Origin of the sequence: Adlercreutzia aquisgranensis, assembly GCF_943193145.1 — a bacterium.
GTDB classification, from domain to species: domain Bacteria; phylum Actinomycetota; class Coriobacteriia; order Coriobacteriales; family Eggerthellaceae; genus Xiamenia; species Xiamenia aquisgranensis.
This window is the reverse complement of the sequence record NZ_CALPDA010000017.1, coordinates 1-19,187: the sequence shown is the minus strand read 5'-3', so window position 1 is coordinate 19,187 and position 19,187 is coordinate 1. Positions and strand designations below refer to the sequence as shown.

Annotated in this window: 15 protein-coding genes; all 15 read right to left on the bottom strand. The window is 59.9% G+C overall.

The annotated features are described in order from the left end of the window. Nucleotides 1-7 precede the first annotated feature (7 nt). Complete coding sequence (gene smc, locus NFR41_RS10035; RefSeq protein ID WP_251231738.1) at nucleotides 8-3,592, bottom strand: chromosome segregation protein SMC; 3,585 nt, start codon at nucleotides 3,590-3,592, stop codon at nucleotides 8-10. A 16-nt stretch (nucleotides 3,593-3,608) separates the two neighbouring features. Then, nucleotides 3,609-4,520, bottom strand: coding sequence for a ribonuclease III (gene rnc, locus NFR41_RS10030; protein ID WP_251231737.1), 912 nt, complete (start codon nucleotides 4,518-4,520; stop codon nucleotides 3,609-3,611). Then, on the bottom strand, nucleotides 4,510-5,556 hold the full coding sequence (gene plsX, locus NFR41_RS10025) for a phosphate acyltransferase PlsX (RefSeq protein ID WP_251231736.1): 1,047 nt from the start codon (nucleotides 5,554-5,556) through the stop codon (nucleotides 4,510-4,512). The genes rnc and plsX overlap by 11 nt, the downstream gene beginning before the upstream one ends. Before the next feature lie 184 nt (nucleotides 5,557-5,740). After that, nucleotides 5,741-5,920: a 50S ribosomal protein L32 gene (gene rpmF / locus NFR41_RS10020; RefSeq protein ID WP_160214381.1), complete on the bottom strand. Its 180-nt coding sequence runs from the start codon at nucleotides 5,918-5,920 to the stop codon at nucleotides 5,741-5,743. Between the two features lie 158 nt (nucleotides 5,921-6,078). Beyond that, nucleotides 6,079-7,014, bottom strand: a complete 936-nt coding sequence (locus NFR41_RS10015; protein WP_251231735.1) for an Rpn family recombination-promoting nuclease/putative transposase — start codon at nucleotides 7,012-7,014, stop codon at nucleotides 6,079-6,081. A 177-nt stretch (nucleotides 7,015-7,191) separates the two neighbouring features. Next, entirely contained in the window at nucleotides 7,192-8,235 is a 1,044-nt protein-coding gene (locus NFR41_RS10010; RefSeq protein ID WP_251231734.1) for a Gfo/Idh/MocA family protein, read from the bottom strand. After that, on the bottom strand, nucleotides 8,232-9,686 hold the full coding sequence (locus NFR41_RS10005) for an NDP-hexose 2,3-dehydratase family protein (protein WP_251231733.1): 1,455 nt from the start codon (nucleotides 9,684-9,686) through the stop codon (nucleotides 8,232-8,234). Before NFR41_RS10005 ends, NFR41_RS10010 begins: the two co-directional genes overlap by 4 nt. Nucleotides 9,687-9,696: 10 nt before the next feature. Then, nucleotides 9,697-10,824 (bottom strand): dTDP-4-amino-4,6-dideoxygalactose transaminase, encoded by a 1,128-nt coding sequence (rffA, locus tag NFR41_RS10000; protein WP_251231732.1) that lies wholly within the window; start codon nucleotides 10,822-10,824, stop codon nucleotides 9,697-9,699. Between the two features lie 94 nt (nucleotides 10,825-10,918). Next, a complete protein-coding gene (locus NFR41_RS09995; RefSeq protein ID WP_251231731.1) occupies nucleotides 10,919-12,061 on the bottom strand; it encodes an ATP-grasp domain-containing protein in 1,143 nt (380 codons plus the stop codon). A 237-nt stretch (nucleotides 12,062-12,298) separates the two neighbouring features. Beyond that, nucleotides 12,299-13,249, bottom strand: a complete 951-nt coding sequence (locus NFR41_RS09990) for a glycosyltransferase (protein ID WP_251231730.1) — start codon at nucleotides 13,247-13,249, stop codon at nucleotides 12,299-12,301. Continuing rightward, nucleotides 13,246-15,051 carry a hypothetical protein gene (locus tag NFR41_RS09985; protein WP_251231729.1) on the bottom strand — a complete coding sequence of 602 codons (1,806 nt, stop codon included), beginning with the start codon at nucleotides 15,049-15,051 and terminating at the stop codon, nucleotides 13,246-13,248. Before NFR41_RS09985 ends, NFR41_RS09990 begins: the two co-directional genes overlap by 4 nt. Continuing rightward, nucleotides 15,051-16,322 (bottom strand): ATP-binding protein, encoded by a 1,272-nt coding sequence (locus tag NFR41_RS09980; RefSeq protein WP_251231728.1) that lies wholly within the window; start codon nucleotides 16,320-16,322, stop codon nucleotides 15,051-15,053. The genes NFR41_RS09985 and NFR41_RS09980 overlap by 1 nt, the downstream gene beginning before the upstream one ends. A 10-nt stretch (nucleotides 16,323-16,332) precedes the next feature. Continuing rightward, complete coding sequence (locus NFR41_RS09975; protein ID WP_251231727.1) at nucleotides 16,333-17,220, bottom strand: NAD(P)-dependent oxidoreductase; 888 nt, start codon at nucleotides 17,218-17,220, stop codon at nucleotides 16,333-16,335. Further along, on the bottom strand, nucleotides 17,217-18,173 hold the full coding sequence (locus NFR41_RS09970) for a transketolase family protein (protein ID WP_251231726.1): 957 nt from the start codon (nucleotides 18,171-18,173) through the stop codon (nucleotides 17,217-17,219). The genes NFR41_RS09975 and NFR41_RS09970 overlap by 4 nt, the downstream gene beginning before the upstream one ends. Next, nucleotides 18,174-19,034 (bottom strand): transketolase, encoded by an 861-nt coding sequence (locus tag NFR41_RS09965; protein ID WP_251231725.1) that lies wholly within the window; start codon nucleotides 19,032-19,034, stop codon nucleotides 18,174-18,176. Between the last annotated feature and the right edge of the window lie 153 nt (nucleotides 19,035-19,187).

Below are 19,187 nucleotides of genomic sequence, written 5' to 3'. Positions count from 1 at the left end.
CCTGCGCTTATTCGGCGTACTGCAGTGCCCGGTCGAGCTTCTGGCTGATCACCTTGGTCACCCCGTCGGCATGCATGGAAACGCCGAAGAGCACGTCGGCCATCTCCATGGTGCGCCGCTGGTGCGTGATCATGATGAGCTGGGTTGTTTGGCGCAAATGCTCCAGGTACGCGGTGAGCCGGCGCAGGTTGCTGTCGTCGAGGGCCGCCTCCACCTCGTCCAGGATGTAGAACGGGGTGCTGCGCGTCCGGTAGACGGCGAACAGCAGCGCCAAGGCCGTCAGAGACTTCTCGCCTCCGGAGAGCAGCGACATCTTCGCCACGCGCTTGCCGCGGGGCTGCGCCGACACCTCCACGCCGGAGTTCTCCACATCGTCGGGGTCCACCAGGGAGAGCTCGGCCTTGCCCCCGGGGAACAGCTGGGCGAATATCTCGCCGAAGTATCCGTTTACCTCCTCGAACGTGCGAAGGAAGTCGCTGCGCATGCGTTCGTCTATGATGCGGACGATCTTGGCCAGCGAGCGCCGCGCCTGGGCCAGGTCGTCCATCTGCGATTGAAGGAAGTCGTAGCGCGCCTTCAGAGCCTCGTATTCGCGGGCGGCATCGGGGTTGATGGCGCCCATGGAGCCGATACGCCTGCGAAGCCTGGCGGCCTGTTCCTCGGCCTCGTCCCTATCCGTCAAGGGTGGAAGGCCCAGCGCCTCGTCGAGGGGCATCCCGTGGGCATGGACCACGGCGTTCATGACGGCGTCGAGCCGCACCTCCAGACGACCCTTCTCCACCCGCGACTCGGACAGGCGTCCGGAATCCTCATCGTAGGCGTCGTGGGCGCTCTTGGCGGCCGCCCGGGCCTCGGTCACGGCGGAGTATAGGCCCGAGGACGCCTCCTGCGCCTGGGTCGACTGCGACTCCAGGCGAGCGACGCACCCGCGCGCGGCTTGGGCTATGAGCTCCAGCTGCTGCAGAAGCGGCTCGGCCCGGCGCATCACCACGGACTTCTCGGCCAAGGACCACCTTGAAGAGCGGTCCTCCTCCTCCAGGCGCTCGACGTCGTTGAGGCGCGCGGTCACCATGCGCTCCAAATAGGAGACGCGCTCGTCGAGTCTCGCCTGCGAAAGCTTCGCCTCGGACATCTCGTCCCGAAGCGCAGCCGCGGCCTTGCGAAGCGGCACGGCCGCATCCTCGTTGCGGTCGAGCAGAAGCGACAGCTCGGCTGCGCGCGCGGTCTGCTTGGCCAGGGACTCCTTCAGCTCGTCCACCGTCGGCTGAGCGGCATCCACGCTCTTGCGGGCCATGGCGCGCTGCGCCTCGATGTCCTCGAGCTCCCTCTGCTGCGACGAAAGCTTGTCGCGCGTCTGGAAAAGCAGCTGCTCGGCTGCAGACACCTGTCCTTTCACCTGGGCAAGCTGCTGGGAGACGGCAAGGCTTTCCACCTGAAGGGAGCGCAGGGACTCCTCGGCGGACTCGAGGGCGGTTCGCGACAGGTCCTCCCGCTCGCTCGCACGGGAAAGCTCGTCCTTCGCCTCGCGAAGCTGTCCGGCGCGGGCGAGCACCCCGCCCGTGCCGTCGTCGTCGCAGGCAACGGAACCGTAGCGCTCCACCACGCCGTCGGGCCGGTACACCACGCCTTCCGGGCAGCAGAACCTCGCGGGCAGCGGGCATTCGTCGTGGGCCTTGGCCGCGTCGGCTGCGGAAGGGCACAGCACCACATCGCCGATAGCGCCCTCAACGAGCAGGCGCATGTCGCTTTCGCAGGCGATGCGGTCGACCAGGACGCTGCCCCACCCGTCCAGAGCCGCTTGCTTGGCCGCCGCTCGCCCCGGGGCCGACACGTCGCTGCCGCCGGCCCCTCGACTGGCCAGGGCCACGTAGCCGTCGGCCCCGTGGGACACGAGCGCCTCCACAGCCAGGGCAGACTCGCGCCCGTCTTGGGTGAAGAGCAGGTTCACGGACTCGCCCATGAGGGCTTCGACAAGCGAGCTCAGCTCCGCAGGGACGTCGATCACCCGGGAAAGGGGGATCAGAGCGCCTCCGAAATCCGATTCCGGCCCGGTGAGCCATGCGAGGGACGGCGAGGACTGCGAAGCCGCACGCTCGAGCTCCTCCAAGCCCTTGATCTTCGAGGCGAGAACTGAAACGCTCTCATGGGCACGGTCAAGCGACTCGCGCGCCTGGTCGCGAGCCAGGACGGCCTCCGCCACCCGCGCGCGCATGGAGGACTCCCGCGTCGCAAGCTCCTCGCAGCTTGCCAGTATGCGCCGATGCTCCTCTTCGGCGCGGGCCACATCGTCTTGGGCGGCCTGCAGGCCCGACGATAGCTCGCGGCTGCGCCCCTCGACCAGCTTCATGTGGGCAAGGTTGTTGGCGAGCTCCTCCTGCGTGCGCTCGAGGAGCTGCCGGTCGGCGGCAACGGAGCGCTCCAGCGACCGCCGCTCGTCGCGAGCCTCGTCGGCCTCCCTCTCCAACCGCCTGCGCGCCTGCGCGTTCTCCTGCTGCCGCGCAAGCACCTCGCGGACCTTGGCGGCAGCCGCATCCCGCTCCTTGACGATGCCCGAAAGCGACTCGACGGCGGTTTCGTGCTCCTCCCTTGCGCGCGCAGCCTTCTCCTTGTTCGCCTCAAGGCTCACCTCGAGCGATTCCACAGCATCCATGGCCGAGCGCCGCCTCTCGCGGACGAGCAGGGAGGCGTTGTCTATCTTCTGGGAGAGGGAGAGCGCCTCCCGCAAGTCGCGGGCGATGTCCCCCGCGCCCTTCGCGTCGCTTTGCATCTGCTCCTGCAGCTGCTCCACGCGCGCATCCGCCAAGGCTATGGCCGCCTTGCGCTCCTCCACTGCGGCCTGCAGCTCGCTTTCCCTCCTGGACGCCTCGGTCCAGGCGAACTGCAGGGTGCGCAGGTCGTCCACCGCCAAGGACAGCTCGACGGATGCGAGCTCGTCGCTGAGCGCCTCGTAGGCCCGCGCCCGCTTCGCCTTGCGCTCCAGCGGCCCCAGCTGCCGGCCCACCTCGCCCACAACGTCCTTGACGCGGTCGAGATGAGCGTCCATCTGAGCAACCTTGCGGGCGCTCTTCTCCTTGCGCTGCTTGTGCTTGAGGATGCCCGCAGCCTCCTCGATGAGCGCTCGGCGGTCCTCGGGCTTCGACTGCAGGACCGAATCGAGGGCCCCCTGGCTGATGATGGAGTGCGTACCCGTGCCCAAGCCGGAGTCGTGAAGGATATCGAGCACGTCGAGCCTACGGGCCACCACGCCGTTGATGAGGTACTCGCTCTCGCCCGTGCGGTACATGCGGCGCGTCAGGGACACCTCGGAGTAGTCGACGGGCAGCGTGCCGTCGGTGTTGTCGAGCACCAACTCCACTTCCGCCACCGAAACGCTCTTGCGCGAGCTCGATCCGGCGAAGATTACGTCCTCCATGGCCTGTCCGCGCAGGTTCTTGGCGTTGCGCTCGCCCAGCACCCACAGCACCGCGTCGGAGATGTTGGACTTGCCCGACCCGTTCGGCCCCACGACGGCAGTAATGCCGGGCTCGAGGGCGAGCGCGCTTCGGTCGGCGAACGACTTGAATCCTTTGAGTACGAGCGACTTCAGATACATGGGAACCTCGCGCAGGCTAGGAGTGCTTCTGCTTCGCGCGCTCGCGCTCGTTCTTCTTGCGGGCCTTCTCTTCGGCCCGGGCCTTCTCCTGCTCGGCCTTGGCAGCGGCCTTCTCGGCCTTGGCCTGCTTGGCGGCCTCGGCCTTCTCGGTCTTCTCCTCCTCGGTAAGACCCAAGCCGAAGAACTCTCCCAGGCGGGCCAGGGTGCTCTTCGCGGCCTGGCTCTCCGCCTCCTTCTTGGTGCGCCCCGTGCCGCGGGCGAGGCCCTGCTGCCCTGCGAACACCTGGGCTACGAAGGTACGGTCGTGGGGAGGCCCTTGGGTCTCCACCAGCTTGTAGGTAGGCGTGATGCCGTCCTCCTGCAGCTTCTCCTGAAGCGCGCTCTTGGGGTTTTCGGGCTCCTTGGCCATATCGATGGACATGCGCGGTATGAGCGTTTCGCTGACGAAACGCACCGCCTTGTCGAGCCCGCCGTCCAGGTAGAGCGCGGCAACCACGGCCTCGTAGACGTTCTCGAGCGCCGAGTGCAGCCCTCGGCGCCCCGTGCCCGTCTCGGACGAGCCGAACACGATCACGTCGGCGAAGCCGATCTTCTCCGCCACGCTGGACAGGCTCGACCCGGAGACAAGCGCCACCTTGATGCGCGTGAGACCGCCTTCGTCCAGATCGTGGAAACGGTCGAAGGCCACGGTGGAGACGATGGCGCCCAGGATGCTGTCGCCCAGAAACTCCAGCCGCTCGTAGGAGTAGCGGACGGACTTGCCCTCGGTGGCGGAAGGATGGGTGATGGCGGAGAGCAGCAGCTGCTCGCAGGTGAAGCGGTAGCCGATGATCTGCTGCGCCAAGCGAAGCTTCTCCTCCTGCTCGGGCGTGGGGTCGAAGGGTTCGGGGAACTCGACGACGTGGAGTTTCGTCAGACTAAAGCTCATGGGCCACATCCTCGGCCGCATCTTCCGCCCCATCGCCTTCCGCGTCGAGCGCGGCGATCTGCTCGGCTATCGCGCGCCAGACCCCGGCGCGAACCATGCGGGCGGTGGTGAGGATGCCGTTTTTGATGGCGAGCTCGTTGGACGAGCCGTGCCCCACGATCAGCTCGCCCTTGACGCCCAGAAGCGGACCGCCGCCGTAGGTATCCGGACTGAGCTGGTCCTTCAGCGAGTAGACGGAATTCTTCACCAGCAGGGCGCCCAGAGAGGACACGGGGGTGGCGGTCATGCGCTCCTTGAGCGCGGCCATGAGCACCTTGGCGGTGCCCTCGATGGTTTTCAGGCAGACGTTTCCCGTGAAGCCGTCGGTCACCACCACGTCGAAGGTGGAGGCGAGCACGTCGCGCCCCTCGCAGTTCCCGGCGAAGTTGGGCAGCTCGGCGCGCAGCAGCTTATGGCTCTCCTGCGCAAGGGCCGAGCCCTTCTCGTCCTCCTCGCCTATGTTGAGAAGCGCCACCTGAGGGTCGGCGACCCCTAGAATGGAGCGGGCGAACACGGTGCCCATGGTAGCGAACTGCACCAGGTACTCCGGCTTGCAGTCGGCGTTCGCACCGATGTCGAGCATCACCGACTCCCGGACGGGGCTGGGCACCACGGTGGCCAGCGCCGGACGCTGAACGCCCTTTATGCGGCCCATGACGAACATACCGGCAGCCAGGCAGGCGCCGGTGGAGCCTGCGGAGAAGAAGCCTTGGGCCTTGCCCTCCTTGACTTGGCGGCATCCGACCACAAGCGACGAGTCCTTCTTCGTGCGGACGACCTTCGCGGGGTGCTCGTCCATTGATACGACCTCGGTCGCCGTCACCGCTTGGCAGCGATCGAGGTCGGCTGCGAAGGGCTGCACCACGTCGGCGGGCCCGCACAGCACCACGGACAGGTCGGGGTCGGCCAGAAGCGCGTCGGCAACCCCCTGAAGCACCACGCTCGGCCCGCGATCGCCTCCCATGGCATCCACTGCCACCGTGACCTGCTGCGCCATAGCGATTACTCCGTTTCCTCTATGAGACCATCCTGTTTATTTTGCAGCATGCGCCTGCGGTTTCGGCTCGCAAAGAGCAAGCCGAACAGGAAATGCAAAAGCTGAAAGCCCCTTCGTCGCCTAAGCGTAGGCTTAGATAACGAAGGGGCTTTACGACAGCGAAACCGTCAGAGGCGCGGGAGGGTTACTCCGTCTCGATAACCTCGCGGTTCTTGTAGAAGCCGCAGTTGGGGCACACGCGATGGGGAAGCTTGGCTTCGCCGCACTGCGGGCACACCGAGCGGGAGGGTGCCGAGATCTTGTCGTTCGTGGTACGACGGGCATGGGTGCGGGCACGGCCCATCTTGCGCTTAGGTACTGCCATTTCCTTACGTCTCCTTCATTTCTGCATCGGATCAGCTTTGAGACCCGGTTATTCCAGTGCAATGCACGCGAACGGTTATGTTACCAAACCACGCCGTTGGTAGCAACAGACGGTTTGCCCGCTTCCGCAATCAGCATATTCGCTTCACAGAACGGGTTTTACAGGCCGAACTCGACAAGCAACGCATCAAACCGCTTCGAATCAGCAAGGGCGCCGGCCAGCTCGTCGACACGACCCTCCTTCTCCAGACGCTTCGCCAGCATCGCTGTGCGCGCCCGCTCTTCGGCGATTCCCTCAGCTCTGCCTTCCGCAATCCCTTCGGCGATGCCTCTCGCCATGCCTTCGGCCCGCCCCTCCTCGGCAGCAGCCTTCCTGGCAGCCGCAACCTCGTCGCGCATGAGGATCTGGTAGCGCATGCGCAAGCCGTCTTCCAAGCTCATGACCGATTCCACGTTCCTCACCCACCCCGAATCGTTGTTTGCGTCCCTTACCGCTTCGTCTATCCTGCCGACAAGTCCGCCGCGGTGACGAACCTCTCCTGTAGCCGCATATTCTAGCACGTCGGCCAGCTGCCCATCGTTCGCAGCGGCGTAGGCAGTCGCGTTGAGCACGATCCAGTGGCTCTCGTCCCCAACATCGACACTCGAATCCTCGACGCAGCATCGCTCCAGCGTATACACGGGAAGACCCCTCCCGAACGGGTCGTGCGTGCAGAGAAAGATTATGAAGCTTTCCGGCAGCACGCCGTAATCCGAGCCCTTGTCCAGATGGCTCACGTCCAAGGCCGCCTGATAGTAGCGGAGGCGCTTTCCGAGGTATGGCTCAAACTGGGTCTGCATCTCGATGTCGACCACCCTGTCGTCCCCCACGGCGACCACGTCCATGCGCACGCCTTTCGAGGACAGGGTGGGTTCGAACGTCCTTTCCGCCTGGGGGTCTCCCGCCAGCTCGAAGCGAATCCCCGTCACGACCTCGACCAGGTCTACGAAGATATCGGGGGTGGAAACTACCCGGTTGAACATCAGTCTGTTCGTGAACGTGAAGTGACCGACATGGGCGCCTTCCCCATGCGCGCCCGAGACGAGATCTGCCACGATATGCTCCTTTCCTCAGTGTTCCGTAGGAAGGAGCATAGCCGGGCGCTCTCACAAATCGGTAGCAGAGGGAAGCTCGCACGATACGCCGGGACCATGCCGGTCCCATGCATCCGAATGCAGCGCTTCTTGCAGGCGCATGCGCTATTTGCGCACCGCAGCTTGCAAACGAATACGCTATTTGCTCGTCGCGGCTTGCAGGAAGTCGTCGACCAGGGCGGCTTGGCGGAGAATCTCCTCGCGTTGGCGCGCCGCGACGCCATCGTCGGCGATGCAGCGCAGGAAATGCTCTATGGACTTCCCGAAGCTGTCGTCCGGTTCGAGCGAGACCGTCTGCACCTGGCCGTTCGACGAGAGCTCGAAGGTGGGGGCGAACCCGTCGGGCGCCGTCAGGATGCGATGGCTGCGCAGCGTCGCCGTGCTGCCCCACACGTCCACGTCGCAGCGGTAGTCGTTGTCCATGCCGAAAGCCACCTGCACCACGGCGCCGTCTTCGCCTTCCAAGGTGGCGCTGCCGAACAGGTCGACCTCGAAGCCGCGGCCGTAGCCCATGGAAGCAGCCGTCACCTTGGCCGCAGGCCCCAAAAGCATGGAGGCAAGTTTCAAAGTGTAGCCACCGCAATCCAGCAGCGCTCCCCCGCCCATGTCCTTCGAGTAGCGGAAATCGGAGCCGCCGCGGAAGGGAAAGCCGAAGTCCACCCGAATGCAGCGCACGTCCCCCACGGTCCCTTCGGCAAGCTGCCGCTGCAGGTAGGCGATCTGGCTGTGGAATGCGAACATGTAGTTCTCGTGCACCGCCAGGCCCCGCTCGTCCGAAAGCGCAATAAGCTCTGACGCCTGCGCAGCGTCCATGGAAAAGGGCTTCTCCATCAGCACGTGCTTGCCGGCAAGAAGGGCTCGTTTCGCCCACGGATAGTGCAGCGCGGGCGGAAGCGGAATGTAGAGGGCGTCGACAGCGGGATCGGCGAGCAGGGCCTCGAAGCTCTCCCACACGCGTCCGCCGAACTCGCGAGCGAACTCCTGGGCCGCCGCCAGCTGGCGATCGGCTCGCTCGGCGGCATCCGGCCCGACCGAGGACGCCCCTACCGCGCGCTCCTCAGGGGTGGCGCAGCCGATTCCCACGAACTCGGCGCCCTCTACCTTGGCCAAGGCCGGCATGAACCGCCGCTTGGCGATTTCGGACGGGCACAGAACCGCAATCCTCACAACGCGATCGCTCAAAGCATTCCTCCGTCTTCGGGCCTCTCCCACGGATCGATCAGGGAAAGCAGGTTCCTCAACTGTATGTTCAGCACGTTGTTGAACTGAACAAGCCGGTTAAGGATAGCACAGTCGACCCAGAAGCAGTCCCGCGGCAACTCCCCAGACGGAAAGAGCGCCTCGGCACGGTCGGCGGAGAGGCGCAACAGGACGTTGCGGTTCTCCTCGCAGTAGAAGCGCCCGCCCTCCTCGGAGAGCACCACGTCGCGCACGACGCCCTCGCCGCGCTCGAGAAGCCCCAGCACCGCAGAGTCCACCGCATCCGGAAGCTCGATGCTCCCCGCTTCGCGCTGCAGCGTGGGTGCGAGCTCGGCCGTATCAAAGCAGCCAGGCTCTCGCTTAAGACGTACCAGAAAACGCAAGCAATCAGCGTCCTCCCGGCACACAAGCGCGAAGGTTGCCATCCCCTGCGCCTCGAAGAGCGGCTGCCTCCAGCGAGCCACCTCGCGCCCCTCTATGGCGATGTCGAAGAAGCCCACGGAGAACGGGTAGGGATCCCTGCACGTGAACCTTGTTCCGTCGGCCGAGAAACTCCAATCCTCCAAGTCGCAGAGTCCCACGATGCGTCGCTGTGAGAAATCGAACATCCTCGCGTCGTTCATGGCCTGGAAGATTTCGACTGTTTCATCGAAATCGTATTCTCCGAGGATCGAATTCAACGCCAATCGGTCGGCCCCGCCGCCCTCCAGCGCGCCCGCGGAGGGAGGCCCCCACAGCGACCAGGGGATGCAGGAGAGCACGGTGCGCGTGTCCATGTTCACCAGGTTCGGGTAGCGCATGAGGCGCTTGACCTGGCCGAGGGTCATCCAGCGGTGGGTTGGAAGCGCCTCCACCTCCCCCTCGGCGAGCACCACCACGTTGCGGTTGCGCTTGCCCAGGAAGCGCGAGGACTGCTCGGACTGCACCTGGTCGACCAGGGTGGAGACGGGACGGCATTCGGCGGACCCGTTGCGCAGGAAGTACTCCAGGTAGGCGGGGCGCCGGCCCCCGTGCAGCCGCAGGAAGTTCGAGCGCGTGGCCTGGACGGTCGGGGAGACCTGCACCCTGTTGACGTTGCCGGGCTCGACCTTGGCCTGCATGAGCAGGTGGGCCACGCCGTCGAACACCTTCGCCACGATACCGAGGTAGCCGATCTCGCCCTGCAGCAGCACCGGCTGGGCCAGCTCGCGCTGCCCCTCGGCCACCTCGAGGCCCGCCACCTGGAAGAAGGACCCCGCGGGGTTGCCGATGCGCCCGGTGGCCGGGTCGAGCCGCCAGGGCGAGCACTCGTCCAGGCCCACGCGGGAGACGGAGACCTCGGTGGCCTCGTTGCGCTCGCGCACCCAGCCGAGCAACGACTCGAAGGGCTCCAGCCCCTCGTCGGACGCCCAGGAGCGCCAGAACGCGTCGACGGTCTGCTTGTCGGGGGCCACAGCGCGTTCCCTAGGAGAGGATGTCGAAGACGCCGGAGAGCACGCGGTCCACGTCGGCCGCCGTCATGTCCGCGTGCAGCGGCAGGCGCAGGGTGCGCGAGCCCAGATCCTCGGTCACCGGGCAGTCCCGCGGGTCGTTGCCCAGCCTGCGGCCCATGGGGGCGGAGTGCAGCGGCACGTAGCAGATGTAGGCCATGACGCCGCGCTCCTTCAGGCCCTCCACCAGGCGGGTGCGCGTGTCCTCGTCGGGCAGCACGACGTTGTACATGTGGGCGTTGTGCTCGACGTGGCCGGGCACGGAGAGCCGGCGCAGGCGCCCGTCCGCCTCCAGCGGCGCCAGCTCGCGCTCGTAGGCCTGCCATACCGCCATGCGCTTGCCCATGATCTCGTCGTAGCGCTCCATCTGCGCGTGCAGCACGGCCGCCAGCACGTCCGAGGGCAGGAAGGAAGATCCCAGGTCGTGCCAGGTGTACTTGTCGGTCCAGCCGCGCAGCACCTGGCGGCGGTTGGTGCCCTTCTCGCGTATGATCTCGGCGCGCTCCAGGAACCGCCCCTCGTTGAGCACGATGGCGCCGCCCTCGCCCATGACGTAGTTCTTCGTCTCGTGGAAGCTGTAGCAGCCGAACTCCGAGAGCGTGCCGGCGGGGCGCCCCTTGTAGGTCGACCCCACCGCCTGGGCGGCGTCCTCGATGACGAACAGGCCGCGCTCGGCGGCCACGGCGTCGATGGCGTCCATCTCGGCGGGGACGCCGGCGTAGTCGATGGCGTAGACGGCGCGGGTTCGGTCGGTGATAAGCCCCTCCACCAGCGACTCGTCCATATTGAGCGTGTCGGGCCGCACGTCGCAGAACACGGGCCTGGCGCCCCGCAGCAGGAAGGCGTTGACCGTGGAGGAGAACGTGAAGGACGGCACGATCACCTCGTCGCCGGGCTGCAGGTCGATCAGTATCGAGGCCATCTCCAGCGCCGCGGTGCCCGAGGTGGTCAGCAGCATGCGCTCGATGCCGAAGCGCTCGCGGAACTGCTCGTAGACCTTGAAGGTGTACGAGCCGTCGCCGGAGGTCTTGCCGTTGCGCAGCGCGTCGAGGGCGTAGCGCTCCTCAAGCTCGGTGATGGATGCCTTGTTGAAGGGAATCATAGGGGCCTTTCGTTCGGTGTCGGGTGCGGGTCCGCATCGCCTTTCGGCGCGTTGACGACGGTCCGCACGACGTACTGGGGCATGCGGTTCAACGTCATGAAGACGCGGCCCGTGCTGAATCCCCACAACTGCTCGCGTATATGGCGTAGCCGAACCGGGTGGAGCTGTCCTGCACCCGGGCGCCCGGGTCGTGGTCCTTCAGCTCGCGCCGCAGGCAGGCAAGCCCGCGCCCGCAGACGAGCTCCTCGTCGAAGCGCTCCAGCTCGCCGTCCTCGAAGGCGAACCGCACGCACGCCTCGTCGAAATGAGCCCCCCGCGCCAGGTCCGGCTCGCGCCCGCAGGCGACGTCGACCACCATGCGCAGGAAGTCGTAGCCGGTGGACAGCTGCACGAGGTCCGATCCTATGAAGTCCCCGCCCATGCGCGCCCCTATCTCCACGATGCGCACCTCGCCTGCGGGGGTGAGGAAGAACTCGGTGTGCGACGCCCCGTAGCGGATGCCGAGGGCGTCGAGCCCCGCGAAGACTGCATCGCGCACGGAGGGGACGATCGCTGTGGGGATCCCCGACGGCTCGTCATGGCCGTGCTCGATGAAATGGGGGGCGCCACTGGTGTGTTTCCTTGTGAGGGCAAGCAGAGTGTGCCTGCCCTCGAAGGAAATGCACTCGCAGCTGTACTCGTCGCCGGCGATGAACTCCTCGACGACGGCCTCGCCGACGAAGGAAGCCTCGCATGCGCGCATCACCGCGGGAGCCAAACCGTCGGGAGCGTCGACCCGGTTGATCGCGCGGCTGCCGGACCTGTCGACGGGCTTGACAATAAGCGGATAGGGCAGCGCCGCAGGGTCAGCCGGCATATGCCCCACCGTGGCGAGCAGGTGGGCGGGCACCGGCACGCCGGCTGCCTCGAACGCCTCGCGCATGAGATACTTGTTCGTCGCCACGCGGTCGCATCGCTCGTCATTGGCGGGATTGCCCAAGGCTCGTTGCACGTGGTTCACCGTAAGTACGGCCAGGTCGGACCCAATCGAGGCGGCTGCATCCACCCCGACGCGCAGGCACTCCTCCAGAATCGTGTCACGCTCCACGATGCTCACCGGGTGGAACACGTCCGCCGTCCGCTCGCCGACGTCGCCCGACTCCCAAGCGAACACGTGCGTCTCGTAGCCCATCTCCTTGGCCTTGAGTATCAATGGGTTCTGGAACTCGTTGGCCCCTATGATTGCAAGCTTCTTCATAGCGCTCCTGCTCCTACAACTTCACCGTATTGTCTTGGTGATCCCGAAAGCGTTTATTTCCCGTGTGCGCGCTGGATGGATGCGAGTTGTTGCTAAAGGGTGACACAGTCAAGCGTGACTGCTCCGCAAGTCGTTAATCGCAAGAGACTAATAACGCCTCGAACAACCAGAGACACGACTGTTCATCAATCAGATTTGACAGCTAGAGGAAACGATTGATGCTTAGAGCGCATCTCTCTACCTACCAATAGTTTTTCTTATCACAAACTGCGGTTTATCATTTAAGACCATGTAGATCCTACCTACATATTCACCGAGAAGACCTAGGACGAGCGAATTGATGGCACCGCAGACAAGCACTATTAGAGAAAGGGCACCTATTATCGGTACGCCTAGAATGGAAAAGGCCAGACAGCTAACAACCCCGCAAAGTGCTAACAGTAAAGCAAAGACGTACGAGATTCTAAGTGGCTTGATAGAGAAGCCGGTAAAACCGTTAAGCCATAGAGAGAGGCTTTTGCTAAATGTAAACCCCGACGAACCTGACTCACGAGCGCGCTCATCCATTGGAATATTTACAATTTTGTCTGTAAACTGGCTAACAAGTCCATAGAGATAGGGGTAGGGCTTATTCCATAGGGATATCTGATCGCGTACGAATGAATTGAAAGCGAAGAAGTTCGAGAACGTCAAATCCTTCGGCCTGTTCATAACCCAACGCGACATCAGCCCATTGAGCTTGCTACCCATATTTTTGAGTGCACTTTGCTTTTTTTTCGGATAAGCGGCGATAGCCATATCGGCACCTGCTATTACAGCGTTGACCAAATCGCCTACATGGTCAACTGGGCATTGACCATCATCATCGAGGGAAACAACAATGTTGCCTTGTGCAAGGCGGAATCCAGCCATCTTGGCATTGGGCTGACCGAAATTTTTCGAAAAACTCACCACCACGAGTTTGTCATCCCAGGAGGCACGCCTCTCCAATACATCTGCAACATTGTCTGGAGAGCCATCGACAACGCAGATTGTCTCGAACGACTCGATGCTGGGCACCGCTGTAGCGCAGCGGTAAAGCTCATCAAGTACTTTTTCGATGTATGCTTCGCTGCGATAACATGGCAAAACAAAGCTAACTCGCACTGCCGCAACAGCTGTTTCTGGAGTCAAAGACGCTTCACTCATTCATTCTGCTCCTCGGAGTTTGAGCATTCATTTACAGGGCTATATATAGTGATATCGCCAATCGACGATTCTTTCTCGAGCGAAAACCCAGGGTTGTAGTGATCGACGATGTATTGCTCGATATACTTACTGTTGTATCGATCTACAAGCCGTACATTTACACCCGACGCAAGCGCTTCGAAGCCGTTGGAAAACGCATCGCATTGCTCTGCATGTCTTGCTATTGTGGAACGGTCCACAGGAGTTAACGCGAGCCACCCCCCAAGAGACGAAACGTTTTCATAGGCGTCTTTATCCAGCGCGTGAAGAGGGTTCATATACTTCGTTTCCAAGTCGCTTAGCGTAGGCCTATCTACGAGATAGAGAATTTCTTTGTTGTCAGCAAACTGGTCCTCAAGAAGGTATGCAACCTCCTCCGATTTCCAGCCAAACTCAGTGTCTTCAAGAAGACGCGCCGAAGAACTGACGCCAACGCATGCAATCAACACCAAGCCCGTGACCAAGGCAGTTACTGCGGGGCCGGAGGCATGTTTCGCTGCACATCGTGAATCCTCACTTGCACAAATAGAAGCACACAGGAAGAACAATGCCGCAAGCGATAGAGCCGCGAATGGCCCATAAAGCACGCGATTTGTTACGTTGCCGGCAATCGCTAGAGCGACAAGCTCGAGCGCGCAAATAAGCAGCGGGAGATAATAGAGCCAACTACGGTACCGAACTCTCTTGATAACGGTTGCATACACTACAAAGTAGAGAGCGATAATCAACAAGAAAATATCGGCGTGAGTTATCAACTGAGCAAGCCCAACCAATCGTCCGGCCATCGAAGGGCTGACCATCGGCCCTTTTAAGCTCGAAAGGCTTTCGAGAAGCTCTGGCTGGAGAACGTTGTCGTCGCTTACGCCCCACCGAGAAAGCAATATCCAGTCGTTACGATTGAAGCCTGCAGCGTTAATTTGCTCCTCGTTCTCATCGTAGTCGGGAACCTCACCAAAAGACAGCAGCTCGCTTTTTGCGTCGTTGAAAGTATCCCACTGGCTCCAACCGGCATCAGTTTTGAAATAGAGAGCGGTCCCCCCAATGCCTGCCAGGCCTACTGCGAGAAAGACGACAACAACAATAATGGGTTTACCTAGCGAGCGTTGTATACCATCACCCGATCGTCTCCTCCTTGCGCTCGCACTAATGGCGATTACAGCACAAGGAACAAGTACTGCAATCGATTCGAGTGCCGCCATCGGACGAATCGATAAACCAGCAACAGCGATAATCGCCGCTAGCATCCAAATAATAATTGGCTCTTTTTTCTGGGAATACATCAATCCGCAATAGACGAACATGCCAGCGGAGGCATAGAAAGAGGCATTTTTCGTCCATTGGAAAGAGACGAATTGGTTGTAATAAAGAAGGACAGAGATGGCGAGAATCGCGATGATTGCTTTCTTCGCGCCAATAATCCTAATTGCAATATATGTTATAAGGGAAAAGGCGAGCGCAGTAAGAAAATAACAAGTAACCACGTACCAGTTAACCCAAGTTCCAAATATATCGAACAAAAGCGAGACAGGCACCGTAAAAGCTAGGGACATGAAGTAGGTCTGATACGAAAGCTCCGAGCCATATGCTCCAGATAAAATGTTGCTAAAAATTCGATCGTCGTTGGTTTCGAAAACGCACCCAGCAAAGCTAACGCTTGCCAGCGTAAATGCCAGCCAAAACAGAAGGGTAACGGCAAACAATAGACCGCAACGCATTGCAGCCAGCTCATCGACCCTTTTCGTGAATGCGTTCAGTACCCTCATCAACGATTAAGAAGCTCTCCGTCTGCCCCAACGACACGAAGCGTACCCCTCGCCCACTCGACGATTTCATCCAAGGCATCTTCACTGGGTGCCTTGAAATAAATACGGGCAAACTCTTGCTTAAGCGTCCCCTCTACGCTTTGGTCAACAGTGTCCCCTCGCTCGTAATACACCGCCATATCTAAGAAGCCATCAGCATTCGCTATCTCATCAAGTCCCTCTATGCGCTCAATCACCCCAGGTCGTAAATTGACTGCCATGATTGAGTAACAAGAATCGAACCTCGCATCGTTGCATTCTTCTGCTTCCCAGCCAGAGAATCCTGTACCTAGGGCATGTCGAATGTGCATCACCAAAGAATTGATGCCATTTGCGTCGGACTCTATAACGTAATTGCGAGCGCCATTTGTCCTGAAGCCCGATTCAAAGGCCATGAACTTTCCATCCTTTGCAAAAAGCTGAATGAACATCGTTCCGTTTTTGATTCCAAGATCCCTAATCAAGGCCTTAATTGGCCCATCCAAAGAGCGATAGTACTCATCAATATGCTTTGACGGGAATCGAAGCTCCGCTGGCTGAGGTGCTCCAGACGTGAGACATGGCTCCATTATACGATCGCACATAGCTGAAAGAGAATGAACCCCATCCTGTATCGTGAGATACAGACAACTGTCATCCCACCCTTCGATGAAAGGCTCTGCAAGAACGTTGCCCGTGGGAGAGAATGACCGCGCAAATTCCACCGCACCATCCAAAGCATCGGCGGTTCTTACCACAGATATCCCTTTGCTCCCAGCGCTGTCGTAAGGCTTAATAATCAAAGGGAGCAATCGCTGAAGTTCGTCAGGAGTAGACGGGAGATCCTCGACGGAGTACTCGTCTACGACGGGTATACCAGCACGTTTGCAGGCTTTTTTGAATAGATGCTTGTCGCAAGTAATTGCAATCTGTTCTGCGGTCGCGTAAAACGGAAGCCCAAGATTGTCTGCAAGTCGTCGGCACGGTTCGAGATTGGCGTCAACGCAAGCGGCAAACACGCCGTCCACTCTGAGCCTTACTGCCTCTTCAGTTAGAGCATCAACATCGTGAGTGCTGATATCAAGCGCCATATCGGCGATTCTTTTTACGGGAGAATCGGGATAGTAATCGGTAGCTATGGTGTAGACGCCCATCTCCTGGGCGGCTTTTACGACGTCATCAATTGGACGCACCGCCCCAAGAATTAGCAGCCTCTTGCCCGCCATATCAACAGATTCTTGATTCAATTCCATTTTTCCCCTATCAGCGATAACGATCAAGACTCTCCAGATACTCTTCCAGCGCAAAAACGGCATCGGCACCTGCATCCCGCTTCTGCGCAACAGAGAAAACCTCCCCGCATATCCGGACCATGGGAAGAAACTCGTGCATGCGAACCTTTTCAGCTACGGCTAAAGAAATAAGCGAATCCTTTGCGTGAATAGCAACATCGCTCATTCCCGTGTCCCTATTGTTGTCTATGAGCGACACAAACCTCTTCTCGAACATTTTCGAGTATGCCGACGAGAGCATCACCGAATCGTAAAGTCCTTGCGGATCAATACCGTTTTCCTTCGCTATGAGATACGCCTCCGAAGTTGCCAATATGTTTGCATTGATAAGCATCTGAATAATGGATTTAACAACGCAGGCATTTTCTGGTCGCGCACCGAAATAGACCGCCTTCAAACTGTAGGCACAAATTGCAGGCCGAGCCAGCCGCAGCCAACGCTCGTCACCAGATACCATTGACAGAAGCGCACGGTTCTCCGCGCCCGATACCCCTCCTGACACAGGAGCGGATAGATAGCCGGCACAATGCATTGAGCACCGCCGCGCGAGATCGCTTGCCTCTTCTGGGGTAATGGTACTTGTCATGATTACGCAGCCGGCAAACTCACCTTTAGTGAGCAATCCCTCTTCTCCCTCCAAGCAGCTCAAGGCCTGCGCATAGTCTCGCACAGCTACGATAACTAGATCGCACGTTGACAGCTGGAAACAAGTGCTCTTAAGCTCAAACCCCGCAGCAGCACCTTTCTCTTTGGTAGCCTGGGAGCGGGCGCAGAATGATACCCTGAATCCCGCATCACTTACGGCGCACGCCATGGGAAAGCCCATAGAGCCGAGACCAATAAACCCCACATTCGTCATCGCGAAACACCTTTTAGCGCGATAGCCTTTCGGGAAGATTCGATTATTTCCTCTATGCTGATGCAATTTGCTCGATAGTTTTCCTCAACCGAACCCGAATGAGCAAAACTATCTCGTATTCCTACCCTCAAAACAGGAATGGGATATGCTTCTGAAACCACTTCGGCAATAGCAGATCCGAGACCACCGATTATGTTGTGGTCATGTATGGCAACAACCGCGCCGCATCGCTTGGCATACTTAAGGACTGAATCGCGGTCTATTGGCTTGATTGTCGGAATCTCGACAACAGTCGAATAAATACCGAGTTCTTCGAGCCTACCGGCCGCGCTAAGTGCCATCCCAGTAAGCGCCCCCGATACCATAAGACATACGTCGCTCCCGCTTGCGAATAGTTCGTATACTTTTCCGATTTCGAACTCGAAACCAGAATGATGAACCTCTGGAATGGGTCGGTAGTGCAACCTTACATACAACGGACCCTTGAACCTTAGGGCTGCTTCAGCAAGTGATTCAGCACTAGACCTGTCGCTTGGCTCGACAATGGTAATGTTGGGCATCGAACGCATGATAGCTACATCCTCAATGCTTGAGTGAGAAGCCCCTTCGCTTCCGGCATTGAGCCCAGCGTGCGTTCCGACCATAAGCACATCCGCATTTGTCAGGCACGCATAACTTCTCACCTGCTCGCATGCCCTCATACTCAGGAAAACAGCATAGGTTGACAGCACAGCCTTGCGCCCCGATAGAGCGATACCAACCGCCCCATTAACAAGATTCTGTTCTGCGATTCCGAATGAGACCTCTCGATCAGGATATAGCTTCCCAAAATTTTCCAAGCTACAAGTTTTAGTGTCCGCGTTGCATACTACAAAATCATAATCATTCGCGAGCGATATAAGCCTCTTGCCAAAAGCAGTACGCGTAGGAATCAAGAGTTTCTCTTCTTTCATTTACGCCAGATCCTTCAACGCGACCTCGTACTGCTCTGCATCGGGACTGCCGACATGCCACGCCTTGTTCCCCTCCATGAAAGAAACCCCCTTGCCCTTAGTCGTGTGGGCGATGATAGCCGCGGGCCTCCGCTGCGCAATGGCCCATTCGAGACCATCGATCACCTGGTCAGCTTTATTTCCCTCAACGTTTGTTACGAGCCACCCAAATGAGCTGAGCTTTTCGTCGAGCGGGTCAATCGATAGCAATTCTTCTGTTGAACCGTTAATCTGCAGCTTGTTCCTATCAACGATAAGTACCAAATTATCGAGATTGTGATGGGATGCAAACATGCACGCTTCCCAAATTGCCCCTTCCTGGCACTCTCCATCCCCCACCAAAACAAAAACTCTTCCTGGACTACATGAAAGCTTGCCTGCGATAGCCATCCCAACGCCAACCGACAGTCCATTACCCAAAGAGCCTGACGGGCACTCGATTCCAGGCGTGCTCATGTTGGGGTAGCTAGTAGCAAGGGAGTTGAACTGTCGGAACTTAGACAACTCATCAATAGAGAAAAAGTTTCTTCGAGCGAGCGCAGCATAGAGAGTGGGGCAACCATGTCCCTTTGAGAGAATGAATCGATCCCTGTCATGTGCTTCAGGCCTACAAGGATCAACGTCAAGAATCCTGAAATACAATGCGGCAATTATTTCTGCCTCGGACAATGACGCACCAGGGTGCCCCGCTCCGGCCTTGTATATCATTTTCAGAGCATCGCGCCTGAGCTGCTGAGCAATAGATTGAATCTCGGAAGAGCTAAATCTCTTCTCGGGTAGGAGCGACACGAATAGGTTTTCAAAATCCATTTCTTTCGACATACGCACCACCTTAAATGGCAAATCGTCACGTATGAGTCAGTTCCTATCCACGCCGTCCTGCTCCTGGTTGGAGATCAGGAACAGGTGCTGGCCGTACTTGGTCTTGTTGGAGCGCGTCGAGGCGATGCGCTTGAGCTGCTCGCGGTCGATGAA